We start from the raw sequence: 23,441 nt of genomic DNA, 5'->3' as shown, positions 1-23,441 counted from the left end.
GCCCCAGGAGGCGCGGGCCCGGGCCCCTGTGATCTGCGGCTCCTGTTGAGCTTGGCCCCACATGCTAGGGTCAGAGGCATTTATGATCATGACGCAGCTCAAGGAGGCCACGGCCGCCCTGCATGACGCGGTGGAGGCCCAGATGCCCGTGCTGCGCCCCGATCTCACCCGGGCCGAGTACACGCAGCTGCTCTCTCAGGTGTACTGGGCAGTGGCCCCGCTGGACGCCCAGGTGCAGGCACTGGACCTGCCCGGCGCCTTCCTGGCCGCCCAGCGCCAGAAAACGCCGCTGCTGCGCCGCGATCTGGCTGCGCTGGGCGCCGCCGTGCCCCCCCTACCGCTCGTGGCTGGCCCGGCGCTGGACCTGCCCGGCGCGCTGGGGGCCCTGTACGTGCTGGAAGGCGCCACGCTGGGCGGGCAGGTGATCTCGCGCCACCTGCAGGGCACGCTGGGCCTGAGCCCGGAGGCGGGCGGCGCCTACTTTCACGGGTACGGCCGGGCCACGGGCGCCATGTGGCGCGCCTTTGGCGAGGCCATGACCGCGCAGGTTACCCCCGCGCAGGCCCCGGCGGTGCTTGCGGGCGCGCAGGCCGCCTTTGCCCGCTTTGCCCAGGCCCTGAGCCGGGTGGCCGCGTGACGGGGCCAGAAGCCGGGCTGCTGCCCCCCACCTACCTGGGCGGCCCGCCCATCACCGGGGACAACTGCGAGCGTGAGCCCATTCACCTGCCCGGCAGCGTGCAGCCTCACGGCGCGCTGCTGACCGCCGACGCGGACAGCCTGCAGGTGCTGCAGGTGAGCGCGAATCTGGAGGCCCTGCTGGGGGTAGCCCCATCGGCGCTGCTGGGGCAGGGGCTGGCGACCCTGCTGGGGGCCGATGAACTGCCGCCCCTGCTGGCGGCGCTGCCCCCCGGGGTGCCCGACGCCCTGCAGTACCGCGCGCTGCTGCGCCGCGCTGAGCGCACCTGGGCGCTGACGGCCCACCGCGTGGACGCGCTGCTGGTGCTGGAACTGGAAGCCGACGAGCCCCAAAGCGCCACCGGGCCGCAGGCCCTGCGCAACGCCGCCTTTGCCCTGGAGGGGGCTGCCACCCTGGCCGAGCTGGTGCAGGTGGCCGCCGAGCGGGTGCGCGACCTGACCGGCTTTGACCGGGTGATGATCTACCGTTTTGCCCCGGACGCCAGCGGCGAGGTGATCGCCGAGGCGTGCCAGCCAGAGCTGAAGCCTTTTTTGGGCCACCGCTTTCCCGAAGCCGATATTCCGGCGCAGGCCCGCGCGCTGTACGTGCGCCACCTGCTGCGCCTGACCGCCGACACCGAGGCCGCGCCGGCCCCGCTGGAACCCCGGCTGAACCCGCAGACCGGCGCCCCCACCCCGCTGGGCGGCGCGGTGCTGCGCGCCACCTCGCCCATGCACCTGCAGTACCTGCGCAACATGGGCGTGCGCGCCAGCCTGTCGGTGTCGCTGGTGCAGGGCGGGCAGCTGTGGGGCCTGATTGCCTGCCACCACGGCGCGCCCCATGTGGTGCCCCCGGCCACCCGCACCGCCCTGGACTACCTGGGGCGACTGCTGAACCTGCAGCTGGGCGTCAAGGCCCGCGCAGACACCGACGCCTTTCGCCAAACCCTGCTGGCCCGGCGCACCCGGATTCTGGCGGCGGCGGCGCATTCGGTCTCGCCGCTGGAGACCCTCAGCGCGCCGGAGCTGGACCTGCCGGGCCTGATGCGGGCCGAGCGCGCGGTGGTGTTTTTTGAGGGGCACTGGCGCGTGTGTGGCCCCCCCCTGGCCGATGCCCAGGTGGAAGCCCTGCTGACGTGGCTGCGTACCCAGCCGGACCCGGTGGTGCACACCGAGTCGCTGCGTGAATTGTGGCCAGAAACGCCCCTGGGCGACGCCGCCTGTGGCCTGCTGGCCATCCGGGTGGGGGCCGGGTGGCAGGAGGGCGTGGTATGGCTGCGCCCGGGACTGACCACGCAGGTGGCCTGGGGGGGCGCGCCGCCCGAGGCCGCCAAGAGCGAACTGGGCCCCCGGCAGTCCTTCGAGACCTACCTGCAGACGGTGCGGGGGCGCGCGGCGCCGTGGTACCCCGGCGAACTGGAAGAGGCGAGCGACCTGCAGCTGGCCCTGACCGCGCATCTGGGCGAGCGCCTGGGGGTGGTGCGCGCCCTGAACACCGAACTGGAACGCGCCAACATGGAGTGGCGCCAGTACGCCTTTGTGATTGCCCACGACCTGCAGGAGCCCACGCGGCTGATCACCCAGTTTGCCGACCTGTTCGAGTTGCGCTACCGCACGCAGCTGGACGAGAGCGGCGAGCGCATGCTGAGCTTTCTGCGCCAGGAAACGGCACGCCTGCGCAGCCTGACCACCGACCTCTATACCTACACCGCCCTGCTCTCGGCGCCCCCGCCCGCGCGGCGCCCGGCCGACCTGGGCGCGCTGACCAAGCAGGCCCTGGCCGAGCTGGCCCCCGAACTAAAGCAGACCGGCGCCCAGGTCGAGGTGGGCGCCCTGCCCACGGTTGTGGGCGACCCCGAAGGCCTGCGGACCCTGCTGCACCACCTGCTGCGCAACGCGCTGACCTTTGGGGGCACGCCGCCCCAGGTGCGGGTGTTCGGGGCCCGCGCCGGCCAGGGCTGGACGCTGTCAGTGCAGGACCAGGGGCCGGGCATTGCGCCGGAATACCATGACAAGGTGTTCGGTCTGTTTCAGCGGTTGGAACGCCGGGAGCGGTCACCCGGCAACGGCATTGGCCTGGCACTGTGCCGCAAGATTGCCGAGCGGCACGGCGGCCACCTGGCGCTGCGCTCGGTGCCCGGCCAGGGCAGCACCCTGACCCTGACCCTACCTGACCCGCCGGAGGCCCCCCATGGCCCGTAACCCTATGCACCTGATGCTGGTCGAGGACAACGAGGCCGACATCTTTCTGCTGGAAGCCGCGTTGGAGATGGCCGGGGTGCCCGTGCAGCTGCAGGTGGCCCGGGACGGCGAGGAAGCCCTGCGGCAGCTGCGCGCGGCCCTGGGCAGTGCGGCCCTGCCTGACCTGATCCTGCTGGACCTGAACATGCCCCGGGTCAGCGGTTTTGAGGTGCTGGCGGCGGTACGGGCCGACCCTGCGCTGCGCCACCTTGTGCTGGTGGTGTTCACCACCTCGAACGCCGAGGCGGATGTGCAGCGCGCCTATGCCCTGCAGGCCAACTCGTACCTGAGTAAGCCCTCCACCATGGCCGAGTTTCTGCGCGTGGTGGAACTGCTGAACCTGTACTGGTTCGGCACCGCCAGCCTGCCGCGCAGCCACGCCCCGTTGACCAGCTGAGGGGGGCACAAGCCCAGCACGTTCCGCGACCACTGTCCAAGAGGATGATGTGGAAGCAAATTGAAAGGGCAATGGTTTGGACGAGTGCAGCAGTCTGCAGCGTGCTCTTCCACGAACACGCTGCTTTTCCCTTTCTGCCTTGCGGTGAACTCGCAAAGCTGCAACGCAGAGGTTTGGAGGGGAGCGGCGGCCCCAGCGGCTCAGACGACGGTTCCCTTCTGGCCTGCTCGACTTCCTATTGAGTACGGGCCACACCATTGAAGGAGTGACCTGGTGAGAAACGGCGCTTTTCAGGCAGCTGTGTTCTTGACGTCCTCTGTGGCCCTATCCCCTGCTCCAAATATGAAGACGTCTTCAGGCGGCTCTCGGAAACCCTGTCATTTGACTTAATTGAGCCCAAATGGCGGCGGCGGCGGCCTGTCTTACCCTGGGGCATGCCCGGGTGCTTGCTTCTTTTTTTCCGTTCCCATGCGGTATTCGTGCCCGGCCCCGAGTTGTGGGGGCCACCTTTCCCAGGGCCGCGCACAGCGCCACTGGCGACCCCCCTTCCACCGGTGAATGCCCCGGAGGCCCGAAATGATGAGTGACCACACCACGGATCAGGCCCTGATCGCGGTGCTGCGCGCGGCGGCGCAGGATGCCTGCAGCGCCCAGACCTTGCTGGACCGAACGGTTCAGGAACTCAGCGGGCGCCTGGGCCAGCCGGTGCAGGTGCAGACTGGCCCGGAGGGCGCGGGGGCCTGCACCCTGCGTCTCGTGCCGCAGGGCCCCGTGACCACCGAGGAGCAGCACCTGCTGGACCTGTGCGCCGGGCACCTGGAACTGCTGCTGTGTCAGGCGCGGCGCGGCGACCACCTGGAACACCAGGCCCGCCACGACCCCCTGACCGGGCTGCTGGGCCGCCGCGCCTTTATGGCCGACCTGGACGCGGCGCAGGCAAGGTTCCGCCCACTCACCCTGGCGCTGCTGGACGTGCAGCGGTTCAAGCAGATCAATGACCGTTACGGGCACGTGGAAGGCGACCGGGTGCTGATGACGCTGGCGCACGCCCTGGACCGGCTGTGCCCCCGGCCCGGCCGGGCCTACCGGCTGGGCGGCGACGAGTTTGCCCTGCTGCTGGAGCCCAGTTCCTCGCCCCAGGCGCTGCTGGAACGGCTGCACGCGGCCCTGGCCTGGGTACAGGGCCCGGATGGCCCGGGCACCTTGCGGGTGGACCTGGGGGCGGCGCCGCTGCGCGCAGGCGAATCGGCCACCGACTGGCTAATCCGGGCCGATGAGGCCATGTACAGCGCCAAGCGCCTGCTGTCCAGCGCGGCGCACCCCGCATGACCCGCCCCTCCCTGGCCCTGTGGGCCGGCATTGAACCCACCGTGAGCCGCGTGCGTGACATGACGCTGGACCAGCAGGTCCTGTGCGGCACCGATGAGCGCCCGGACGACATGGACCGGCTGGCCGACCTGGGGGTGAGTGCGGTGCGCCTCGCCCTGCTGTGGGAGCGCACCGCCCCCCAGGGCCCGGAGGCCGCCGACTGGCGCTGGGCCGATGAACGAATCGCGCGCCTGCAGCGCCGGGGCGTGCAGCCTATTGCGGGGCTGGTGCACCACGGCGGCGGGCCCCGCCACACCCACCTGCTGGACCCCGAATTCGTGCCGGGGCTGGTGGCCTACGCCCGCGCGGTGGCACAGCGGTACCCGGCGCTCTCGGCCTACACGCCAGTGAACGAGCCGCTGACCACCGCGCGCTTTTCGGGGCTGTACGGTCACTGGTACCCCCACGGCCGCGACGAGCGCAGCTGCTGGCTGGCCCTGAAACACCAGCTGCAGGCCACCGTGCTGGCGATGCAGGCCATCCGTGAGATCAACCCGCACGCGCAGCTGATCCAGACCGAGGACCTGGGGCGCACCCACAGCACCCCGCACCTGCAAGCCCAGGCAGACTTTGAAAACGAGCGGCGCTGGCTCACCTTCGACCTGCTGCAGGGCCGTGTGACCCCGGAGCATCCGATGTGGGGCTACCTGCGCTGGGCCGGAGCCACCGAAGCAGAACTGGGCTGGTTTGCCGATCAACCCTGCCCGCCAGACGTGCTGGGGCTGAACGTGTACGTGACCGGCGAGCGTTTTCTGGACGAGCGGCTGGCGCACTATCCGGCCTGCAGCCACGGCGGCAACGGCCACGAAGCCTACGCCGATGTGGAAGCGGTGCGGGTGCTGGGCGCGCCGCACGGCGGCCCCCAGGCCCGGCTGCTGGAGGCCCACGCGCGCTATGGCCGCCCCCTGGCGATCACCGAGGTTCACCTGAACTGCACCCGCGAGGAGCAACTGCGCTGGCTGTGGACCGCGTGGCAGGGCGCGCGTGAAGCCCAGGCCCAGGGCGCCGATGTGCGCGCAGTGACCGCCTGGGCCACCTTCGGGGCCTTTGAATGGAACAGCCTGCTGACCCGCCGCGAAGGGCACTACGAAAGCGGTTTGTGGGATGTACGTGCCCCCCAGCCGCGCCCCACGGCGCTGGCCCATCTGGCGCGGGCACTGGCCCGGGACGAGGCCCCTGCCCGGGGGCCCCACGCCGCTCCCGGCTGGTGGGCACGGGCCGGACGCCTGCTGTATCCCCCGCACGGCGCGGTGGAAGCCCAGGTCCCCGGTGGTCCCCCGCTGCTGATCGTGGGCGGGAGCGGGCGCCTGAGTCAGCTGCTGCGCGAGGCCTGCGCGGTGCGTGGCCTGCCGAACCTCACCCTGGACCCGCGCCTCTGGACCCGCCTGACGCCCGAAGACCGCGCCGGGGTGCTGCGCTCGGCGGCGCCCTGGGCGGTGGTGAATCTGCCGTGCGGGCTGGTGGGGCGCCCAGCGGCGGGGCTGGCGGAGGCCTGCGCGGCCCTGGGGTTGCCGCTGCTGACCTTCTCGGGGGCGCAGGTCCTGGGGGCCGCTGGTCCGGTGGCCTGCGATGAACAGGCGCCGCCTGCGCCGCTGGGCGCCGCCGCGCGGCTGCTGGCGCAGACCGAACGCTGGGTCCTGGACCGCTGCCCACAGGCGCTGGTGGTGCGCCCAGGCGCGGTGTTCGGTACAGGCGAGCCCCACGACAGCGCGGCGTCCGTGCTGGGGGCGCTGCACGCGGGCCTGCCGCTGGCCGGAGGCGACCTGCTGGTGTCGCCGGTGTATGCGCCGGACCTGCTGAACGAGGCCCTGAACCTGCTGATGGACGGCGAGCGCGGTGTGTGGCACCTGACGCACGGCGCCCCGCTGACCCTGGCCGAGTGGCACTGGAAGCTGGCCGGGCTGCTGGGTCAGCAGGCGCCGGCCCCCGGGCGTTCCCTGCCGGGCACCGCCGGGCTGGACGTGCTGGAACTGGGCTTTGCGGCCTCTGGACCGGCGCTGCTCAGCGCGCGGGGCTGGCCCCTGCCGCCGCTGGAGCAGGCCCTGGGCCGCTGGTGGGCCGGCGCGGGGCCCGAATGGACGGCGCTGTGCCCGCCTACCCCCCGGCCCGCACCGCACCCCTGGCCCCCGTTGGCCTGAGGGGAGGCGCACACAGCACAGAACCCGCCACCTTCACCAAACCGACATGAACCCCGCTTCACCCGTTCCTCCCCTGGCATGTTCACCTGCCCCCCAGACTGAACAGCGGCCACAGGCCCCCGCCCCCAGCGGCCTTCAGGAGTGTTCATGACCCAAGACGACCGTACCCCGACCGAACAGCCGGAAACCGCTCCCGCTGACCAGATGCCCGAACAGACCCCCGCCGAGACCCAATCGGAGCAGCCCGGCCACGAGGCCGACATGAGCCTCGCACCCGTGGTGATCCGCGAGGGCTACCGGGGCAGCGACAAGCTGGCCGGCAAGGTGGCCCTGATCACTGGGGGCGACAGCGGCATCGGCCGCGCCGTGGCTGTGCATTTTGCCCGCGAAGGCGCAGACGTGGCGATTGTGTACCTCGACGAATCTGAGGACGCCCGCGCCACCCTGCAGATGATTGAAGCCGAGGGCCGCCGGGGCCTGCTGCTGGCCGGCGACGTGGGCGATCCCGCCTTCTGCCAGCAGGCGGTGGAGCGCACCGTGTCGACCCTGGGTGGCCTGAACGTGCTGGTGAACAACGCCGCCGAGCAGCACCCACAAAAGAGCATCACCGACATCTCGCCCGAGCAGTTGGAGCGCACCTTCCGCACCAACATCTTTGCCATGTTCTATCTGGTGCAGGCCGCGCTGCCGCACCTGCAAGAAGGCGACTGCATCGTGAACACCACCAGCGTCACCGCCTACCGGGGCAGCCCCGAGCTCCTGGACTATTCCAGCACCAAGGGCGCCATTGTGGCCTTTACCCGCAGCCTGAGTGGCAACCTGGCCGAGAAAAAGATTCGCGTGAATGCGGTGGCCCCCGGGCCCATCTGGACGCCGCTGATTCCCAGCACCTTCGATGCCGACAAGGTGGGCAAGTTCGGCCAGGATGTGCCGCTGGGCCGCGCGGGTCAGCCCGCCGAGGTGGCCCCGGCCTTCGTGTTCCTGGCGTCCGATGACAGCACGTACATCACCGGGCAGGTCATTCACCCCAACGGCGGCGAACTGATCAACGGGTAGAGGCTGGCCGCACGTGGGACCACGGCGTGCAGCGGGAAAATCCTCCTCTGCACGCTGTTCCTTTGGCCTGACGCTGGCTTCAGATGCAGGGGTGGCCCGCCGCTGCATGAAGCGGGCTTTACCCAGCTCTCCTGCCAGCATCAGAAGGATTAAAGATCACCGAAAAATGCGTGCAGGACGCACAGTTTATAGTCCAGCCTATCCGAGTGGCAATCCGGTCACTGCACATCCCTTTTCCTGTCATGCCCGCTCCCCGGGCAGGAGGCCCTCATGTCCCCTATTCAGTCATCCTGCCCGGCTCTGGTTGTGCTGGCCCACCTCCGCTGGGATTTCGTGTTTCAGCGCCCCCAGCACCTCATGACCCGTGCGGCGCGCACCCGCACCGTGTACTACGTTGAAGAGCCCCATTTTGGCGAGTGGCGTGACCGACTGCAGGTGCGCCGCGAGCCCTCGGGCGTGGTGGTCTGCACCCCTTACATTGAGGTGGGCCACAGCCCGGCCGAGTCGCAGGCGCGCACGGCCGCCGTGCTGGCCGAGTTCCTGGACGCTGAGGACGTGCCGGAATACGACCTGTGGGTCTACACCCCCATGGAGTTGCCGGTGGCCGACCTGCTGACGCCCCGCACCGTGATCTACGACTGCATGGACGAACTGGCCAACTTCCACGGCGCCCCACCCGAGTTGCGCGCCCGCGAGGACGAGCTGTTCCGCCGCGCCGACGTGGTGTTCACCGGGGGGCACCGGCTCTACGAGGCCAAGACGGCCCGGCACCCCAACGTGCACCCCTTTCCCTCCAGCGTGGACACCGCCCACTTCCGGCAGGCGCGCGCCCTGCCGCCGCAACCCGATGATCAGGCGGGCATTCCAGGGCCCCGGCTGGGTTTTGCCGGCGTCATTGATGAGCGCCTGGACGTGGCCCTGCTGGGCGAGGTGGCCCGGCGCCGCCCGGAGTGGCAGTTTGTGCTGATTGGCCCGGTGGTCAAGATTGACCAGGCCACGCTGCCCCAGGGGCCGAATCTGCACTACCTGGGCATGAAACCCTACGCCGAACTGCCGGGCTACTTTGCGCACTGGGACGTGGGCCTGCTGCCCTTTGCCCACAACCCGGCCACCGAGTTCATCAGCCCCACGAAGACCCCCGAATACCTCGCGGCGGGCCTGAGCGTGGTGTCCACCGGTATCCGCGACGTGGTGCGCCCCTACGGCGAGCGTGAACTGGTGCGCATTGCCGACGGCGCCGACGCCTTTGAAGCCGCCTGCGCCGCCGCCCTGGCCGAGCGCGGCACCCCCGCCGCCGCCCACCGCCTGGAACGCGCCGACGCCCTGCTGTCGCAGCAGTCCTGGGACGCCACGTGGCAGGCGATGGACCGCCACATTGAGCCGCTGGCCGCCCAGCCGGCCGCCCGCGTGGCCAGCGCCCAGATGGCAGGCGCCAATGACTGAGGCGGCCCCTTTGCCCAGGAACGGCGGCTTTGACTACCTGATCGTGGGCGCAGGCTTTGCCGGCGCGGTGCTAGCCGAGCGTCTGGCCCGGGACGCCGGCAAGCGCGTGCTGATTGTGGACCGCCGCCCACACATTGGCGGCAACGCCTATGACCGCTACGACGACGCCGGGATTCTGATTCACCCATACGGCCCGCACATTTTCCATACCAACAGCAAGGACGTGTTCGAGTACCTGTCGCGCTTTACCGCGTGGCGGCCCTACGAGCACCGGGTCCTGGCCAGCGTGGACGGGCAGCAGCTGCCCATTCCCATCAACCTGGATACGGTCAATGGGCTGTACGGCCTGAACCTCACGGCCTTTGAGGTGGAAAGTTTCTTCGCCTCGGTGGCCGAGCCGGTGGAGCAGGTGCGCACCAGCGAGGACGTGGTGGTCTCCAAGGTGGGGCGCGACCTGTATCAGAAGTTCTTCCGGGGCTATACCCGCAAGCAGTGGGGCCTGGACCCCAGCGAACTGGACGCCTCCGTGACGGCCCGGGTGCCCACACGCACCAACCGCGACAACCGCTATTTCACGGATACGTATCAGGCGATGCCGCTGCACGGCTACACCCGCATGTTCGAGGCGATGCTGGATCACCCGAACATCAAAGTGATGCTGAACACCGATTACCGTGAAATTGTGGACTTGGTGCCCTGGGGCCACATGATCTACACCGGCCCGGTGGACGCCTTCTTTGACCACTGCCACGGCAAGCTGCCCTACCGCAGCCTGGACTTTGTGCACGAAACGCACCCGGTCGAGCAGTTTCAGGCCGTGGGCACCGTGAACTACCCCAACGACTACGGCTACACCCGCATCAGCGAGTTCAAGCACATCACCGGGCAGCGCCATCCGCACACCAGCGTGGTCTACGAGTACCCCCGCGCCGAGGGTGATCCCTACTACCCGGTGCCCCGCCCCGAAAACGCTGAGTTGTACAAGAAGTACGAGGCCCTGACCCGCACCCGCACCGACGTGACCTTTGTGGGCCGGCTGGCCACCTACCGTTACTACAACATGGATCAGGTGGTGGCCCAGGCCCTGGCGACCTACCGCCGCCTGCAGGGCGACAAGGCCGAGGCCACGGAGCGTCAGGCTGTGGGCACGGCGGGCGGCTCGGCTTAAGGCAGTGCCTCTTCTCTAAAACCGCTTGAACGGCCCGCATCCCTCAATCAAGGGAGATGCGGGCCGTTCAGCGCCGTCTCCTCTCCGGCTCATGGTTCAGACAGGCTGAGCGTCCACGGCAACGAGCAAAGATCAACATGGCATTTTTGCTCCTCGCCACTTGTGGGGGAGGCGGGGAGGGGGGTAAGCGGGCGCAGCAGCCCAAACGACGTTTTCGGAACGGCCCCCTCAACAAGCTTCAGCTCAACAGGCTTCAAACGTGTCCGAACCAGTGCTGAGGATTCCGGTCCATCCAAACGGGTAAACCCGACCGGAGGGGCTGGCAGAGCGGCGCAGCAGAGCAGGAACACCGGGAGCGGAGCGGCGTGCAAGCACCGAGGCGCAGGGGCGGTCACGGATGATTCGGAAGCCGTCTGACGCTCACTGGTGCGGCTGCCCTCAGAGCGTCTTCTTGAAGCGGAAGTTGGCGATCAGCAGCGTGGCGGCGCTGAACAGCGCCAGGGCCAGCATGGGCGTGGCGAGGTGCGAGAGGTCGGCGCCGCGAATCATCACGCCGCGCGCCAGCTCTAGAAAGTGGCGCAGGGGCACGAGATGCGAAATAAAGCCAAAGGGCTGCACCATGCCTTCCAGCGGAAAGAACAACCCCGAAAGAAAGATGCTGGGAAAGAAGTAGGCGATGATCCAGAACACGCTCTGAATCTGGGTGCGCACGAAGGTGGAAATCACGATCCCCACGCCCAGCGAGCCCAGGATAAACAGCAGCATGGCGCCGGCCAGCAGCAGCGGCGAGCCCTGAAACGGCACCCGGAACACCAGTACGCCGGCCAGCACCACCAGCACCGCGTCAATCAGCCCGAAGACAAAGTACGGCGTGATCTTGCCCAACACCACTTCCAGCGGGCGCACGGGCGTGGCAATCAGGCCCTCCATGGTGCCCATTTCCCGCTCACGCACGATCACGATAGCGGTCAGCAGGCAGCCCACCAGGGTCAGAATCAGGCCGATCATGCCGGGCACGATATACACGGCGGTGCGGTCATCGGGGTTAAACAGCACCTTCACTTCAGGGGAGACGGGGGGCGTGGCGCTGGTGTTCGTCCGCAGGGCGCGGGCGGCGGCAATGGTGGACGCGGTGTCCTGCGCAGCTGCGGCGGCATTGGCACGAATCTGTGAACTCACCGTGGGGTCTGAGCCGTCCACGTATACCGTGAAGTCGAGCGACTGGTCTCCACGCACCGCGTCGATCGCCCCTTTGGGAATGTGCAGGGCCGCTCTGGCCTCGCCCTGACGCACCTGTTCCAGGGCTGTGGCCAGCGACGGCGCGGTGGTCAGGGCGAAGCGGTCATCCTCACCCATGGTCTGCTGCAGGTTCTGACTGACCCGGTCGGCCGATTCGTCCACCACCACCAGCGGAATGTGGGTCACCTTGGTGTTCAGCGCAAAGCCGAAAATCACCAGCAGCGCCACCGGAAAAATCAGGATGAAGCGCAGCAGCACGGGGTCGCGGCGCAGCTGCATGAATTCCTTGCGGGCAATGGCGAGGGTGCGCTGGGCGGCCATAGCGGGCCCAGGACGGTGGACAGCGCGCAGGGAGGGATGGGGCTGGGTCATGTCAGGCCACCCCTTGAGCGGGGGGCTGTTGGTCTGGGGCCTGGGCCCGCTGGGCCAGAGCCACGAAGGCGTCTTCCAGGGTGGGCAGGGCGGGAGCGGGGGGAGGCCCCGCCGGCCACGCCCCCACACGCAGCTCCCCGTCGGCCAGCAGCCGGATGGTGTTGCCGCTGATCCAAGCGCCGCGTACCCCGGGCGCCGTGCGCGCGCGGTGCAGGCCCTCCACCAGATTGGCGGGCTCGAACTGATAGAAGTGCCCTGGCGTGGCGGCGCGGATGGACTCGGGGCGGCCCTCGGCCAGCAGGCGCCCGCCGGCGATCATGGCAATGCGGTGGCAGCGCTCGGCTTCTTCCATGTAGTGGGTGCTCACGAACACGGTCACGCCGTCGGCCGTCAGGTTGTAGATGGTGTCCCACAGCTCGCGCCGCCCCACCGGGTCCACGGCGGCGGTGGGTTCATCCAGAAAGATCACGCGCGGGCTGTGGATGATGGCTGTGCCGATCAGCAGGCGCTGGCGCCAGCCGCCAGACAGCTGCGCGGCGGCGGTGTGCCGAAAAGGTTCCAGCGCCAGCCGGGCCATCACCCGTTCTACGGCGGGGCCCACCTCGGCGCTGGGCAGGTACAGCGCCGCTTTGAACTGCAGGTTCTCCTGCACGCTCAGGTCGCCGTAGACGCTGGCGGCCTGATTGGCGTACCCAATGCGCGCCTTGATCTGGTCCGGGTGCCGGAGGCTGGCGCCCGCCACCTGCGCCTCGCCGCTGGTCGGGGCCAGCACGCCGCAGAGCATGCGTATGGTGGTGGTTTTGCCGGCGCCATTGGGCCCCAGAAACCCGAACACGATGCCCGCCGGCACCTTCAGATTCAGCTGATCCACCACTGTAACGCTGCGCCGCCCGCGCTGGTACACCTTCGTGAGCCTGTGAAGTTCCACCGCGTCCATATGTCCCTCCCCGCAGCACGCCAGAGGGCCGAAGCCACACCGCCCTGTATGTTAGTGCTTGCTTACATCACCGTAGGCCGCTGGGAGGTGGTTGTCAGCGGCGACGGGCCTGGAGGTGGGGTGCTGGGGGCAGTGGGCACGGTGGCAAGCCACGCTCAGGGAGAGAAGCGGCTGTGGTGGCCCCCCTTCTGTATGACCGCAACTCTCCGGCCCGACCCAGGCCACCACCCGCCACCCATCCTCACCCACTGCCCACACTCCGCTCTGGCACGGGGAAGGCCGACCTCCACTTTCATGGTCTACCTTGGCAGCATGTCAGATCAGGATTCACCAGCGGCGCCCGGCGCCCGGGAGCGGCTGCTGGACGCCACCATTGAGGTGATGGCGCAGGAGGGATTTGGCCGCGCCACCACCCGCTCCATTTCCACCCAGGCCGGCGTGGCCGAAGTGACGCTGTTCCGGCTGTTCAAAACCAAGGCCAACCTGATTGTCGAGGTGTTTCTGACCCTCACCAACGGGTATCAGGAAGCGGCGCTCTCCCCCACCGGCCACCTGGAAGCAGACCTGCAGCGGGTGGCCGAGCAGTACCACCGCCTCGCCCGGCGCCACCGCAGACTGATTCTGCGCCTGCTGCCCGAAGTCGCCTATCACGCCGCGCTGCACAAGGCGTCGGCGCCGCTGCGCCAGAAGCTGCTGCACAGCCTGCGCAGCCTGTTCCTCCACTACCAAGCCGCTGGTCATTTTCCGGGCCGCACCCCCGAAGACCTGATGGCCGCCTTCATGGGCCCGATGGCCGGCAAAATCCTTCTGCTGGGCGAAGTCTTTGATATAGAAACCGGCTTCGACCCCGCGCAGCACGTCCAGGACTTTCTGCATGGGGTGGCGCGCCCCGGCACCCCGCCTGCTCCGTGAGGCTGAAGGCCGACACGACCACTGTTTATCTGGCCCACGCCCCGGACTTTGCCCCCCTGGCGGCGCTGCTGTCGCCCGAAGAACAGGCGCGGGCGGCTGGCATTTCCCTCCCTGGGCCCCGGGCCCGCGCTGTCGCGGCTCGGGCCCTGGTGCGCACGGTGCTGGGCACGCATCTGGGCGCCAATCCACATGAACTGAGGTTCGGCCAGGGAGAACATGGCAAGCCCTACCTGCTACAGGGCCCAGAGCCCGCCCGGTTGCACTTCAACCTCAGCCACACGGGGGACCTGCTGGCGCTGGCGCTTGGCGCGCAGCCGCTGGGCGTGGATGTCGAGGCGGTGCGGCCCCTGAGCCCGGCGCTGATCAGCATGGCCCTGGGGCCACTGGAGCGCGCCCGGCTGCAGGCGCGGCCTGCCGGGGAATACGGGCGGGCGTTCTACCGCGCCTGGGCCTGCAAAGAGGCGCTGCTCAAGGCGCACGGCAGCGGGCTGGCCTTTGGGCTGCAGCGGGTCCAGCTGAGCGTGCCGGCCGACCTGAACGCCGCGCCGCTGGTGGAAGCCGGGCCCCGGGCTCCCGCCGACGACTGGACCCTGCAGGTGCGCTGGCTGGGTTCTGCGCACATTCTGGCCGTGGCGGCCACGGCCCCGGGCCTGACCCTGCAGCGAATCACCCCGGTCTGTGCCCGGACGGGACATTGGGCGGCCGAGCCTCTCCCAGCGCCCAGCGCCGGAATTCCCCGGGTCCCAGACAGCAACGGGTGATCGGCCCCACTGGACACCGGGCAAAAAACAAACGTTCGTTCATGGGAGTGCCGTACAGTGTGGGCATGGCACACAACCCTAGACAGGCGTTCCGGACGCGCGCCGTGCATGCCGGGCATGGTCTTGATTCAGCCACGGGCGCCCACGCCACCCCCATTTACGCCACCAGCACCTTTGGCTACGGGAACGCGGCCCGGGGCGAGCGGCTGTTTGCCGGTCAGGAAGAGGGCTATTTCTACTCGCGCCTGACCAACCCCACCGTGCGCGCCTTCGAGCGCAAGCTGGCCGATCTGGAAGGGCTGGACGACGCGGTGGCCTTTGCCAGCGGCATGGGCGCGGTCTCGGCCGTGTGCTTGACCCTGCTGCAGCCGGGCGACGAGGTGATTTTCGTGGCGCCGCTGTACGGGGGCACCACCGGCTTTCTGCACGAGGTGGCCACGAAGTTCGGCGTGGTGGTCCACGAGGCCGCCGACGAAACAGCGATGGACGCCCTGATTGGGCCCAAAACCCGCCTGATCTGGGTGGAAACGCCCACCAATCCCCGCCTGAACATCGTGGACCTGGGCTGGGTGGCGCGCTCGGCGCAGGCGGCGGGTGCCCTGACGGTGGTGGACAACACCTTCAGCACCCCGGCCCTGACACGGCCGGCCGAACACGGCATTGATCTGGTGATGCACAGCGCCACCAAGTACCTGGGGGGTCACGGCGACGCCATTGGGGGCGTGGTGGCGGCCCGAGCAGACCTGCTGGCCGAACTGCGCGGCGTGGGGCTGCGGCATGTAGGCGCCTCGCTGGGACCGTTCGAGGCCTACCTGTTCCTACGCGGCATGAAAACCCTACCCCTGCGCATGGCCGCCCACTGCGAGGGCGCGCAGGCCCTGGCCCTGGCCTTGCAGGGCCACCCGGGCCTGAAGACCGTGCTCTACCCCGGGCTGCCGAACCACCCCGGGCACGAGGTGGCCACCCGCCAGATGAGCGGCTATGGCGGGCTGGTGAGCGTGGAGCTGGAATCGCGCGCCGCCGCGATGGCCTTTGCCGACGAACTGCAGCTGTTCACGCAGGCCGTGAGCCTGGGCGATGTGGAAAGCCTGATCTGCCACCCCGCCAGCACCACCCACGCCCTGCTGGGCGAGGAGGCGCTGCTGCGCCAGGGTGTGACCCCAGGCCTTGTGCGCCTGAGCGTGGGCATTGAAGACCCCACCGACCTGATTGACGACGTGCTGCGCGCCCTGGACCGGGTGCCCGTGGCCCACGACTAAAGCTGGCCGAAGGAAAAGCCGGGCCGTTGCCAGAGCTGCAGCGGCCCGGCAACTTTGCGCTGCGCCCGTGTGGCGGTCGCCGAGTCCCGAAGCCCAGACCTATTGGGGGCAGGGTTTCCAGAATCCGAGGTGAATCGAGTGTCAGACGGACCCAGGTGGGGCGAAGCGCTGTCCTCGGCTAAGCCATCCCGGCCGAGGGGCTTAACTCTAAAATCAGGGCGCGGCCGACGAGACAGCAGGGCTCTCCATGCGCGTGTCGGCGCGAATCCGGTTCTATACCCGATTGGTGGCCCATGAGTTTGGTTGGGGATTGACAGCACTGCCTCACCGGATATGCGGACTCCAGCGTTCAAGGGCTCGGCCGCACAGGACCCGTGTGGGCCTTCAAATGTCCCGCCGGTCACCGCTGGCCGACGCCTCTTGATTGCGCAACCCAGATGTGGCAGACGAGCCGCGCCTGGGCACGTAAACTGCAGTCACCGTGAACTGGAGAGGCATCCTGGGTGTGGGCTTGGCTGGTCTGAGCGTATGGAGCGCGGCGGGCGCCTGCCAACTCGATTTCGAGGGGATGCGGGCCGCTGACACCCTGCAAACCCTGCCGCACCGCAACGTCCCCTGTGCGCACCCCAGTACGCCCCTGGTTCACTTCACCTGCACCGTCTACCCCAATCAGGCACCCGCAACGGTCGCGGCGCTGCTCTCGGCGGCGTGGGGTGGGCCGCCAACCCCGCAGGGCAAACAGTGGGTCGTGCTGGCTGTGCCGGACAAGGTCTATACGGTCCGTCCTCATGGCCAGGGCAGTCTGGTGCACCTGGCTGATCAACTGACCGCGTACGAGGTTCTGGTTGACCAACTGCAGCAGGCCATCAAGCGCTCTACTGCCATAACGACCACAGGGCCCCTGAACTGCCGCCAGCTTGGACTTCGAGACAGCGTGCACGTCACGTTCAAGACGTGTCAGGTGAAGTGGCCACCCGCGCGCCGGTTCCCGCTGGGCACCAGCCCTGGCTTTGATGAGGTGGGCACGCCGCTGATCACGTTCAGCCTGCGCGCCGTGCGTGACGACTCCTTGCGGGTCAACCTCAACTACACCTTCTCAGAGCTTTCGCTGGAGGCCCGCGTGACCGGCTGCGGCGGACGCGATCGCTTTCAACTGACCGTGGGCCGCTGAGGGGGGATTCCCTGGGAAGGGACACCCACAGGGGCGACCAGGCAGGGCGCGCCCGGCCGTCACCTCTCTTTAGCGGCCTGCAGCGGGATAAAGCAGAACGTCCCACAGCTCCCGACCTGTGCTGCCGGAGTCCGGCGGGGGCACCGTGACTGCGCCGCCGCCCACGACGCCGGCATACCGCCCGGTGCCACCCGTCACCACGAGGTGATAGCCCGCAATGCCCGTGGACAGGCAGACCTGACCCAGACCTTCAAAGGTCAGCGTGTCTGTTTTGGAGACGCTCAGCGTGCCCCGGGTATAGCCCTCAACGCAGGTGGGCTGCGCCGGGTTGAACGCGGCGCCCTTGACGCGCACCAGCCGGCGCAGCTCCACAGGCCCCAGCCCCGCAACGATGCCCTTCGCTGTCACGTCCAGGCACAGGGAGCCAGCGGGAGCATTCGAGGGGCAGGCGGTCTGCGCGAAGGTCTGGGCCAGGTTCGCTCGCAGAAGGATAGGCGTGGGGGTGGCCGTCTGCGCTTGCCCCATGCCGGCCGCCAGCCACCCAACCGCCACGATCCAGTAGATACTTCTTTTCATTCTGTACGTCTTTGTGTATAATTTTTTTCATTATAAAGGTGGGTGGTGTAGTGCTAGAGGCGCCAGGCTGACCTCTCTAGGCAGCCGTGGGGCGCTGCTGACCGGCTGGCCAGACCGTCCCCCAGTCGAGGAAAAGCCGATCCAGACAGTGGAGGGCGTTCTTTCGCCGCAAACCTGACCTTGCGCCTAGCCACAATGGGTTCAATAACGGAGCAGCCGTCATAAGCAGCCCAGGCCTGAGGTGGGCGTTTTGGCAGCGTTCGCCGCATGGCTAGCGTTTCAATCAGGTCCCCGCCCACCGCGCCGCTACTGGTCAGAGTTGTGTGCGGAGGCCGCCCTACACTGCAGACACGCCCCACCGTGTAGAGGAGTGCCTGACGATGAGCCCTCTGGAACCCGAATCTCCTGCTGAGGACGTGGCCGGCACTCCGGCGGCGCTGGCCCGGCTGCTGGCAGAGGCCGACGAGCAGAAGTACGCCGACGCGCGGCAAGCCCTGCACCTGGCCACCCAGGCGTACACCCTGGCGCAGGCCCTGCAGGATGAAGAGGGCCTGGCCATGGCCCATATCGTGCTGGGCGGTTGCGCCTACTATCAGTCGGACTACGCGGCTGCGCTGACGCACTACACGCAGGCCTACGCCCTGGCCCACGACCGCTTTCCGGCCGCCGCCTACCGCGCGGCAACAGCACTGAGCGTTGTTCATAAGCAGCGCGGTGACTACGCGCAGGCGATGCACTGTGCCCTGACCAGCCTGCACCTTGTGCACGAACTGGGGGACCTGCCCGGCGAGGCGCGCGTGCTGACCAATATGGGCAACATCCACTGGGACATCCAGGCGTATGACCGCGCGCTGGAACTGCACACCCAGGCGCTCGAGCGGCTCGAGGGGGTGCGCCTGGACCCGCCTTCCCCTGTGCACTGCACGCAGGAGGCCATCACCCGCCTGAACCTTGTGGTGACCCGCTTTCATCTGGGCGAGCATGCGCAGGCCCTGAGCGACAGCCACGGGCTGCTCGCCCAGTGTCAGGCGCTGCACCTGGACCACCCCGAAGCCATCCTCCGCACCTACCGGGCCCTGATGTTTCTCGAACAGGGGCAGGTGGAAGAGGCCGAAGCGGACAGCCGCCAAGCGCTGGAGATGCACCGCGCCAGTGGGGACCGGGAGCACGAAGCCATGACCCTCATCGCCCGGGGGCGCCTGCACCTGATCCGGGGCGAGCAACCCGCAGCCCTGGCTCCGTTGCAAGCGGCGCTGGCCCTGGCCCAGCGTGTGGCGCTGCTTCGCCAGGTGTGCGACGCCCACCGCTGGCTGGCGGCGGCGCTGGAGCAGCAGCACGCCTTTGAAGCGGCCTTGCAGCAGTACAAGGCGTTCCACGCGACATGGGCCCAACTGCACACCCTGAACCTGGACCACAAGACCAACATCTTGGCCGTGGAGGCGAACGTGGTGGCCCTGCGGCGGGAAGCGCAGTGGGAACGGGAACGGCGCGCCGAACTGGAACAGGCGAATGCAGATCTGCGGCGCGCCGAAGCGGCGGTGCGGCACCTGGCTGACCATGACCCCCTGACGGGGCTGCCCAACCGCAACCTCTTTCTGGAACGCCTGACCCAGACCCTGAAGCTGGCGCGCCGGACCCCCGCGCGCCACGGCGTGCTGTTCATTGATCTGGACGACTTCAAGCAGGTCAACGACACCTGGGGCCACGCCGCTGGCGACGAGGTACTGCGTCAGGTGGCCGCCCGGCTGCTGGGCGTGGTGCGCGAGGCCGATACGGTGGCGCGCTTTGCCGGCGACGAGTTTGTGGTGCTGGCCCAGTGCATCACGGGTGAGGATGATCTGCACCGCGTGGGCCAGCGGATCATCGAGGTCCTCCAGGTGCCCTTTTCGCTGGGCGGTTCAGCGGTCCACATCGGGGCAAGTGTGGGTTACGCGGCTTACCCCGATCAGGCCCAGGATCTTGACGGCCTGCTGCACGGCGCAGACACCGCGATGTACCAGGCAAAACGCGCAGGAAAGAACCGCATCTGCGCCTATCAGGCGCCGTCGAAGGGTGCGGATGGCCGATAAAAGGGCTGAAAGGGGACGTCAGCGGCGCGTTGACCAGCGCCAGGAACACGTGAACAGTCCTGAGGTTCCCGGCCGATGGCGCAGAAAGGAAGGTGTCTTTTCAGAAGAGGGCCCCTGCGCCCGGTCACACGCCGTCAGGGAGTTGGGCTCATCTCGGACTCGCTGCCATTAGCCTGCATGAACTCCGGCCATGCCGCATTGACCGCCCGGACCACGCCGACCATATCTACGGAGGCATAGAGGGGCATAGCCAAGAACCCGCCTGCACCGCTGGAGGCAGCTCACGGCGGGTTGGGTGACTCAGGGTACGAACCCTCTTGGCCACATTCCAGCAGCAACTGTGGGTAGCGTCCCGAACACCTGTTGACCAATGGATCAGCGCGTGGGGGACGCATGCCCATGGAAGGCGGCAGGGCTTCAGTGACGATCAAGGGGTGCAGTGGTGCTTACGTTTGGGCGAGTAGTGGCCGCCCCCTGCCGACGCGGCAGGCATGAAGGCGTTGTCCAAGGGGGGAAGGATATTGCCCGCCTCCTCTGACGAGCCCTTCCTCCGACCCCTGAAGTGGTGACCGCCACACGCCGCCCAGGCCAGACGCTCGGCCACACCTGGGCCGACGGGCCCCAGACGCCCTCTCCAGATGGGCAGACGCTCAAGGCCACCCACGCCATCTATACCCCAAGCTGACTGGCCGTCCGGTACCCTGAAGGCCAGGAGCCCCCATGCTGGAGACCCCCACCCGCCGCACCACCGCTCCCTCGTCTCCCCAGGCGGCCTCTACCAAGGCGGCCACGCCGCCGGCCGCGAAGCCAGCAGCCACCCTTCCGACGTATGTTCAGGCGGAAATTCAGCGCAACGCCGCCAAGATCAGGGGTATGGCGGGCCGCCCCAACCTGATGGCCCTCTTCCTGGGCGAATGGATCGAGAAACACACCCAGGAACGGCTGATGGACCAGACGATCAAGGCCAATCTGGGCAAAGATGGCGAGGCCATTCCTGGCTGGGCGGATGGCGCCAGCAACGGCGCCGCAGGCCTTCTGCTGGGGCCAGCGGCCGCGCAGGACATTACCAGCGGCGTGACCCGGCGCCTGACCGAAACCCGGCATTCGGCCAGCCACATTGGCCTGGGCAACATCACCGGCGCCTACCAGGCCCGCGACACGCTGGGCAGCGCCGCCACCAGCCACGACGTGGCCATCCTGAAAGGAATTCTGGGGGCCATTCCCGCCAAAGACCGCCACGCGGTTGCCGCTGCGTACGCCAAGCAGCACGGCGGCAAGACCCTGAGCGCCACGCTCGGTGAACTGATCCGCGACGCCAATCAACGCGGCCCGCTGATGGCCCTGCTGCCGCCGCCCATGAGCCAGGAGACGTTGACCCTGGACGCTTTCCTGGAGCAGATTGCCGTGGGGCTGGTGTACAGCAACCAGACGGCCGAGGAGATGAACAGCGACACCTTTGACGAGCGGCGTCACAGCAACCCTGCCGCCCTGCTGAAGCACTTTGGCTTCAGGGCGGGGCCGCTGATTCTGGGGCGCTGGGGTTTTCAGATGCGTGTGTTTACGCCAGTGCCCGGAAAGGCCAGGTGGGCGCATCCCATCGTGTCGTTTCGCGGCACAGAGGGCGTGAAATATGACCCCCTGGGCAATGACGCGGCCAAGGCGGCCAAGGCGAAAGGCGGCTTGGTCGCCGAGCAGGCGCAGGCCCGGCGGGAGGGGATTGAAGGGACGGTCGACACGATCATGGGCGACCTGTCACCCAAGCAGGTGGGCTGGTACCACGTGCAACCGAACGAAGACCTGATTCTGGCGAATCTGCAGCGGCTGAAGGGCAAGGCGGTTTCGACGGGCCACAGCCTGGGCGGCGCGATTGCGCAGCTGGTGCCGGCCCTGCATCCGGAGTATTTCGGCTCGGTGGTGACGTTCCAGGCCGCGAACATTGACAAGGCCGAAGTCGCCAAAATGCGCCAGCACAACGCGGGCGAAGGCAAGGCCGACCCCATCCTGGCCCGGCATTACCGGGTGGAAGGCGACATCGTGCCGACGGCCGGGCAGCAGGCGCTGGACGGGCAGATCACGTACTTTGACCGGGTGAGCCGGGACAAGGGGACCCGGGAACCCTTCGGCAACAGCGCCCTGGAGAACATCGCCTCGGGGCATGTGACGCCGATGCTGAGCACCTACATCCGGGGCCAGAAGAACCTCAGTGAGGACCTGCAGGTGATGGCCGATCAGGGCCTGAAGGACGAGGCGACCCTCAGTGCCAAGCCTGGAGAAAAGCTGCAGGACGTCAAGACGGTGCTTGCGGGCACCTACAGCACGGCGCAGGATCCGCGCATTCAGGCGGAGAACAAGCGGCAGACCCTGGCCAACAACGTCCATCTGTACCCGGGCACCGACCTGTTCGAGGCCACGGTGTACGCCAACATCGCCTACAACACGCTGCTGTCTCATGTAGAGAACCTGGCGGCGGACAAGAGCATCAAGACCATCGCGGAGTTCAAGAAGCGGGCGAACGCGCTGATGGCCGGCTCGGCCCCGCTGGCGCTGGACCCGGACGATGTGGCGCTGAGCAAGGTGCTGAAGATGGACCATTACGAAACCGACTATGCGGCCCGGCCGATGCCCACCGGCTTCGGGATGCCGGTCTATCCCCAGAAGGCCACGCCAATTGAGACCTACTTCCGCCAGGGCATCGTGATTCCCAGAAATATTGAGCAGCAGGTGCTGCTGCAGCTCGACATCATCTGGAATTCCTGGAGGGGACAGTGAAACGCCTGATCCTGCTGGCCCTCTGCCTGGTCGCGTGCCGCCCCGCCGAGACCGGCACGCTTCAACACACGAAGGACACCGCCATGCTGACCCCCGAGCAACTCAACAGCCTTATTCTAGAGACCCTCTCTGCGCCCCAGTACAAGCCCATTGATGGGGAAAAATTCTATGGGCCCCTGGTAACAGAGGGAGGCTCCCGCGTGTACGTTTCCACGCTGGACCGGGAGCAGGTGCTGGCGGAACTCTCCGAGCTTATTGAGCCCCACGTGGTCGAGATGCACTGGGGCGACGATTACGGGCAGTACCACGGAACGTTCCGGCTAAGGAGCAACCCGGCGTTGGAGATCGCGCTGGCCACCAGCCTGCTCAAGCCCAAGACCGAGACCTTCAAGGACGCGCCAGAGATTCTCAGGGCCTACAACTCGGACGTCTTGTACTCGCCACCTGCGCCAGTGGGAAGTCCCTGAGCCGCAGCGGTTAACGGCCTTCTGGGTGACGATCCTCCTGCGCACCGGTCAGCTGAGAGCACAGAGAATGTGGAGCTCCCCACCTCAGAAAGCGCGGGGGTTTCCCGATAAGGCTGAAACGGGAAGGCACCAACATCGTGGGCCCCGGCCGCAGCCAGATGGGCCCATGCCTCTTCAGCTCTGGGGCTCGTGGGGGCGTTCATCCGGCGCGGGGCGTTCCGGCTCATGGGCCAGGGTGAGCAGGCCCAGGGTCAGCAGGCGGTCGCGATAGCGGGCCACCATCGCTCGCGCCTCGACAAATGATACGAAAATGAAGTAAAGATTGGACATTACGCATTGGGAAGCCAGTGGAAGTACGTCGTGCGCGAAACCAGAGCTTCTTGGGTCATCAGCCAAGCACATCGCTCGTCAACGGCCGCGAGC

Annotated in this window: 18 protein-coding genes; 15 read left to right on the top strand and 3 right to left on the bottom strand. The window is 68.1% G+C overall.

Going from position 1 to position 23,441, the window contains the following annotated elements:
- Positions 1-82: 82 nt before the first annotated feature.
- The 8 genes from KMW22_RS17440 to glf all read left to right on the top strand — a co-directional run bounded on the left by KMW22_RS17440 (position 83) and on the right by glf (position 10,486).
- Positions 83-637: a biliverdin-producing heme oxygenase gene (locus tag KMW22_RS17440; RefSeq protein ID WP_221091305.1), complete on the top strand. Its 555-nt coding sequence runs from the start codon at positions 83-85 to the stop codon at positions 635-637.
- Positions 634-2,877 (top strand): ATP-binding protein, encoded by a 2,244-nt coding sequence (locus KMW22_RS17435; RefSeq protein ID WP_221091304.1) that lies wholly within the window; start codon positions 634-636, stop codon positions 2,875-2,877. Before KMW22_RS17440 ends, KMW22_RS17435 begins: the two co-directional genes overlap by 4 nt.
- Complete coding sequence (locus tag KMW22_RS17430) at positions 2,867-3,313, top strand: response regulator (RefSeq protein ID WP_221091303.1); 447 nt, start codon at positions 2,867-2,869, stop codon at positions 3,311-3,313. Before KMW22_RS17435 ends, KMW22_RS17430 begins: the two co-directional genes overlap by 11 nt.
- A gap of 579 nt (positions 3,314-3,892) precedes the next feature.
- Positions 3,893-4,642, top strand: coding sequence for a GGDEF domain-containing protein (locus KMW22_RS17425; protein ID WP_221091302.1), 750 nt, complete (start codon positions 3,893-3,895; stop codon positions 4,640-4,642).
- Positions 4,639-6,819, top strand: coding sequence for a family 1 glycosylhydrolase (locus tag KMW22_RS17420; protein ID WP_221091301.1), 2,181 nt, complete (start codon positions 4,639-4,641; stop codon positions 6,817-6,819). Before KMW22_RS17425 ends, KMW22_RS17420 begins: the two co-directional genes overlap by 4 nt.
- A gap of 147 nt (positions 6,820-6,966) precedes the next feature.
- Positions 6,967-7,875, top strand: a complete 909-nt coding sequence (locus KMW22_RS17415; protein WP_221091300.1) for an SDR family oxidoreductase — start codon at positions 6,967-6,969, stop codon at positions 7,873-7,875.
- 270 nt (positions 7,876-8,145) lie between these two features.
- Complete coding sequence (locus tag KMW22_RS17410; RefSeq protein ID WP_221091299.1) at positions 8,146-9,318, top strand: glycosyltransferase family 1 protein; 1,173 nt, start codon at positions 8,146-8,148, stop codon at positions 9,316-9,318.
- Positions 9,311-10,486 carry a UDP-galactopyranose mutase gene (glf, locus tag KMW22_RS17405; protein WP_221091298.1) on the top strand — a complete coding sequence of 392 codons (1,176 nt, stop codon included), beginning with the start codon at positions 9,311-9,313 and terminating at the stop codon, positions 10,484-10,486. Before KMW22_RS17410 ends, glf begins: the two co-directional genes overlap by 8 nt.
- A gap of 438 nt (positions 10,487-10,924) precedes the next feature.
- Here glf and KMW22_RS17400 read toward each other — a convergent pair whose 3' ends face one another.
- Positions 10,925-12,097, bottom strand: coding sequence for an ABC transporter permease (locus tag KMW22_RS17400; RefSeq protein ID WP_221091297.1), 1,173 nt, complete (start codon positions 12,095-12,097; stop codon positions 10,925-10,927).
- Position 12,098: 1 nt separating this feature from the next.
- The gene (locus KMW22_RS17395; RefSeq protein WP_221091296.1) at positions 12,099-13,034 is read right to left on the bottom strand and encodes an ABC transporter ATP-binding protein; all 936 of its coding nucleotides are present in this window, start codon (positions 13,032-13,034) and stop codon (positions 12,099-12,101) included.
- Between the two features lie 312 nt (positions 13,035-13,346).
- Between KMW22_RS17395 and KMW22_RS17390 the strand changes: the two genes are divergently transcribed.
- The 4 genes from KMW22_RS17390 (at position 13,347) to KMW22_RS17375 (ending at position 17,137) form a co-directional block, all read left to right on the top strand.
- Complete coding sequence (locus tag KMW22_RS17390) at positions 13,347-13,946, top strand: TetR/AcrR family transcriptional regulator (protein WP_221091295.1); 600 nt, start codon at positions 13,347-13,349, stop codon at positions 13,944-13,946.
- Entirely contained in the window at positions 13,943-14,707 is a 765-nt protein-coding gene (locus tag KMW22_RS17385; RefSeq protein WP_221091294.1) for a 4'-phosphopantetheinyl transferase family protein, read from the top strand. Before KMW22_RS17390 ends, KMW22_RS17385 begins: the two co-directional genes overlap by 4 nt.
- Positions 14,708-14,772: 65 nt before the next feature.
- Complete coding sequence (locus KMW22_RS17380) at positions 14,773-15,966, top strand: trans-sulfuration enzyme family protein (RefSeq protein WP_221091293.1); 1,194 nt, start codon at positions 14,773-14,775, stop codon at positions 15,964-15,966.
- Between the two features lie 481 nt (positions 15,967-16,447).
- Positions 16,448-17,137 (top strand): hypothetical protein, encoded by a 690-nt coding sequence (locus KMW22_RS17375; protein WP_221091292.1) that lies wholly within the window; start codon positions 16,448-16,450, stop codon positions 17,135-17,137.
- Positions 17,138-17,206: 69 nt separating this feature from the next.
- Here KMW22_RS17375 and KMW22_RS17370 read toward each other — a convergent pair whose 3' ends face one another.
- Positions 17,207-17,713 (bottom strand): hypothetical protein, encoded by a 507-nt coding sequence (locus KMW22_RS17370; RefSeq protein ID WP_221091291.1) that lies wholly within the window; start codon positions 17,711-17,713, stop codon positions 17,207-17,209.
- A gap of 380 nt (positions 17,714-18,093) precedes the next feature.
- On the opposite strand from KMW22_RS17370, the gene KMW22_RS17365 reads away from it, so the two are divergent.
- From KMW22_RS17365 to KMW22_RS17355, 3 genes are all read left to right on the top strand, one after another.
- The gene (locus KMW22_RS17365; RefSeq protein WP_221091290.1) at positions 18,094-19,782 is read left to right on the top strand and encodes a GGDEF domain-containing protein; all 1,689 of its coding nucleotides are present in this window, start codon (positions 18,094-18,096) and stop codon (positions 19,780-19,782) included.
- A gap of 720 nt (positions 19,783-20,502) precedes the next feature.
- Positions 20,503-22,551 carry an alpha/beta hydrolase family protein gene (locus KMW22_RS17360; RefSeq protein WP_221091289.1) on the top strand — a complete coding sequence of 683 codons (2,049 nt, stop codon included), beginning with the start codon at positions 20,503-20,505 and terminating at the stop codon, positions 22,549-22,551.
- Complete coding sequence (locus tag KMW22_RS17355; RefSeq protein ID WP_221091288.1) at positions 22,548-23,018, top strand: hypothetical protein; 471 nt, start codon at positions 22,548-22,550, stop codon at positions 23,016-23,018. Before KMW22_RS17360 ends, KMW22_RS17355 begins: the two co-directional genes overlap by 4 nt.
- Positions 23,019-23,441: the final 423 nt, after the last annotated feature.

Source organism: Deinococcus aquaedulcis, from assembly GCF_019693445.1.
Lineage (GTDB): Bacteria > Deinococcota > Deinococci > Deinococcales > Deinococcaceae > Deinococcus > Deinococcus aquaedulcis.
Note: the sequence above shows the minus strand (reverse complement) of the source record. Positions and strands in the feature narration are given on the sequence as shown.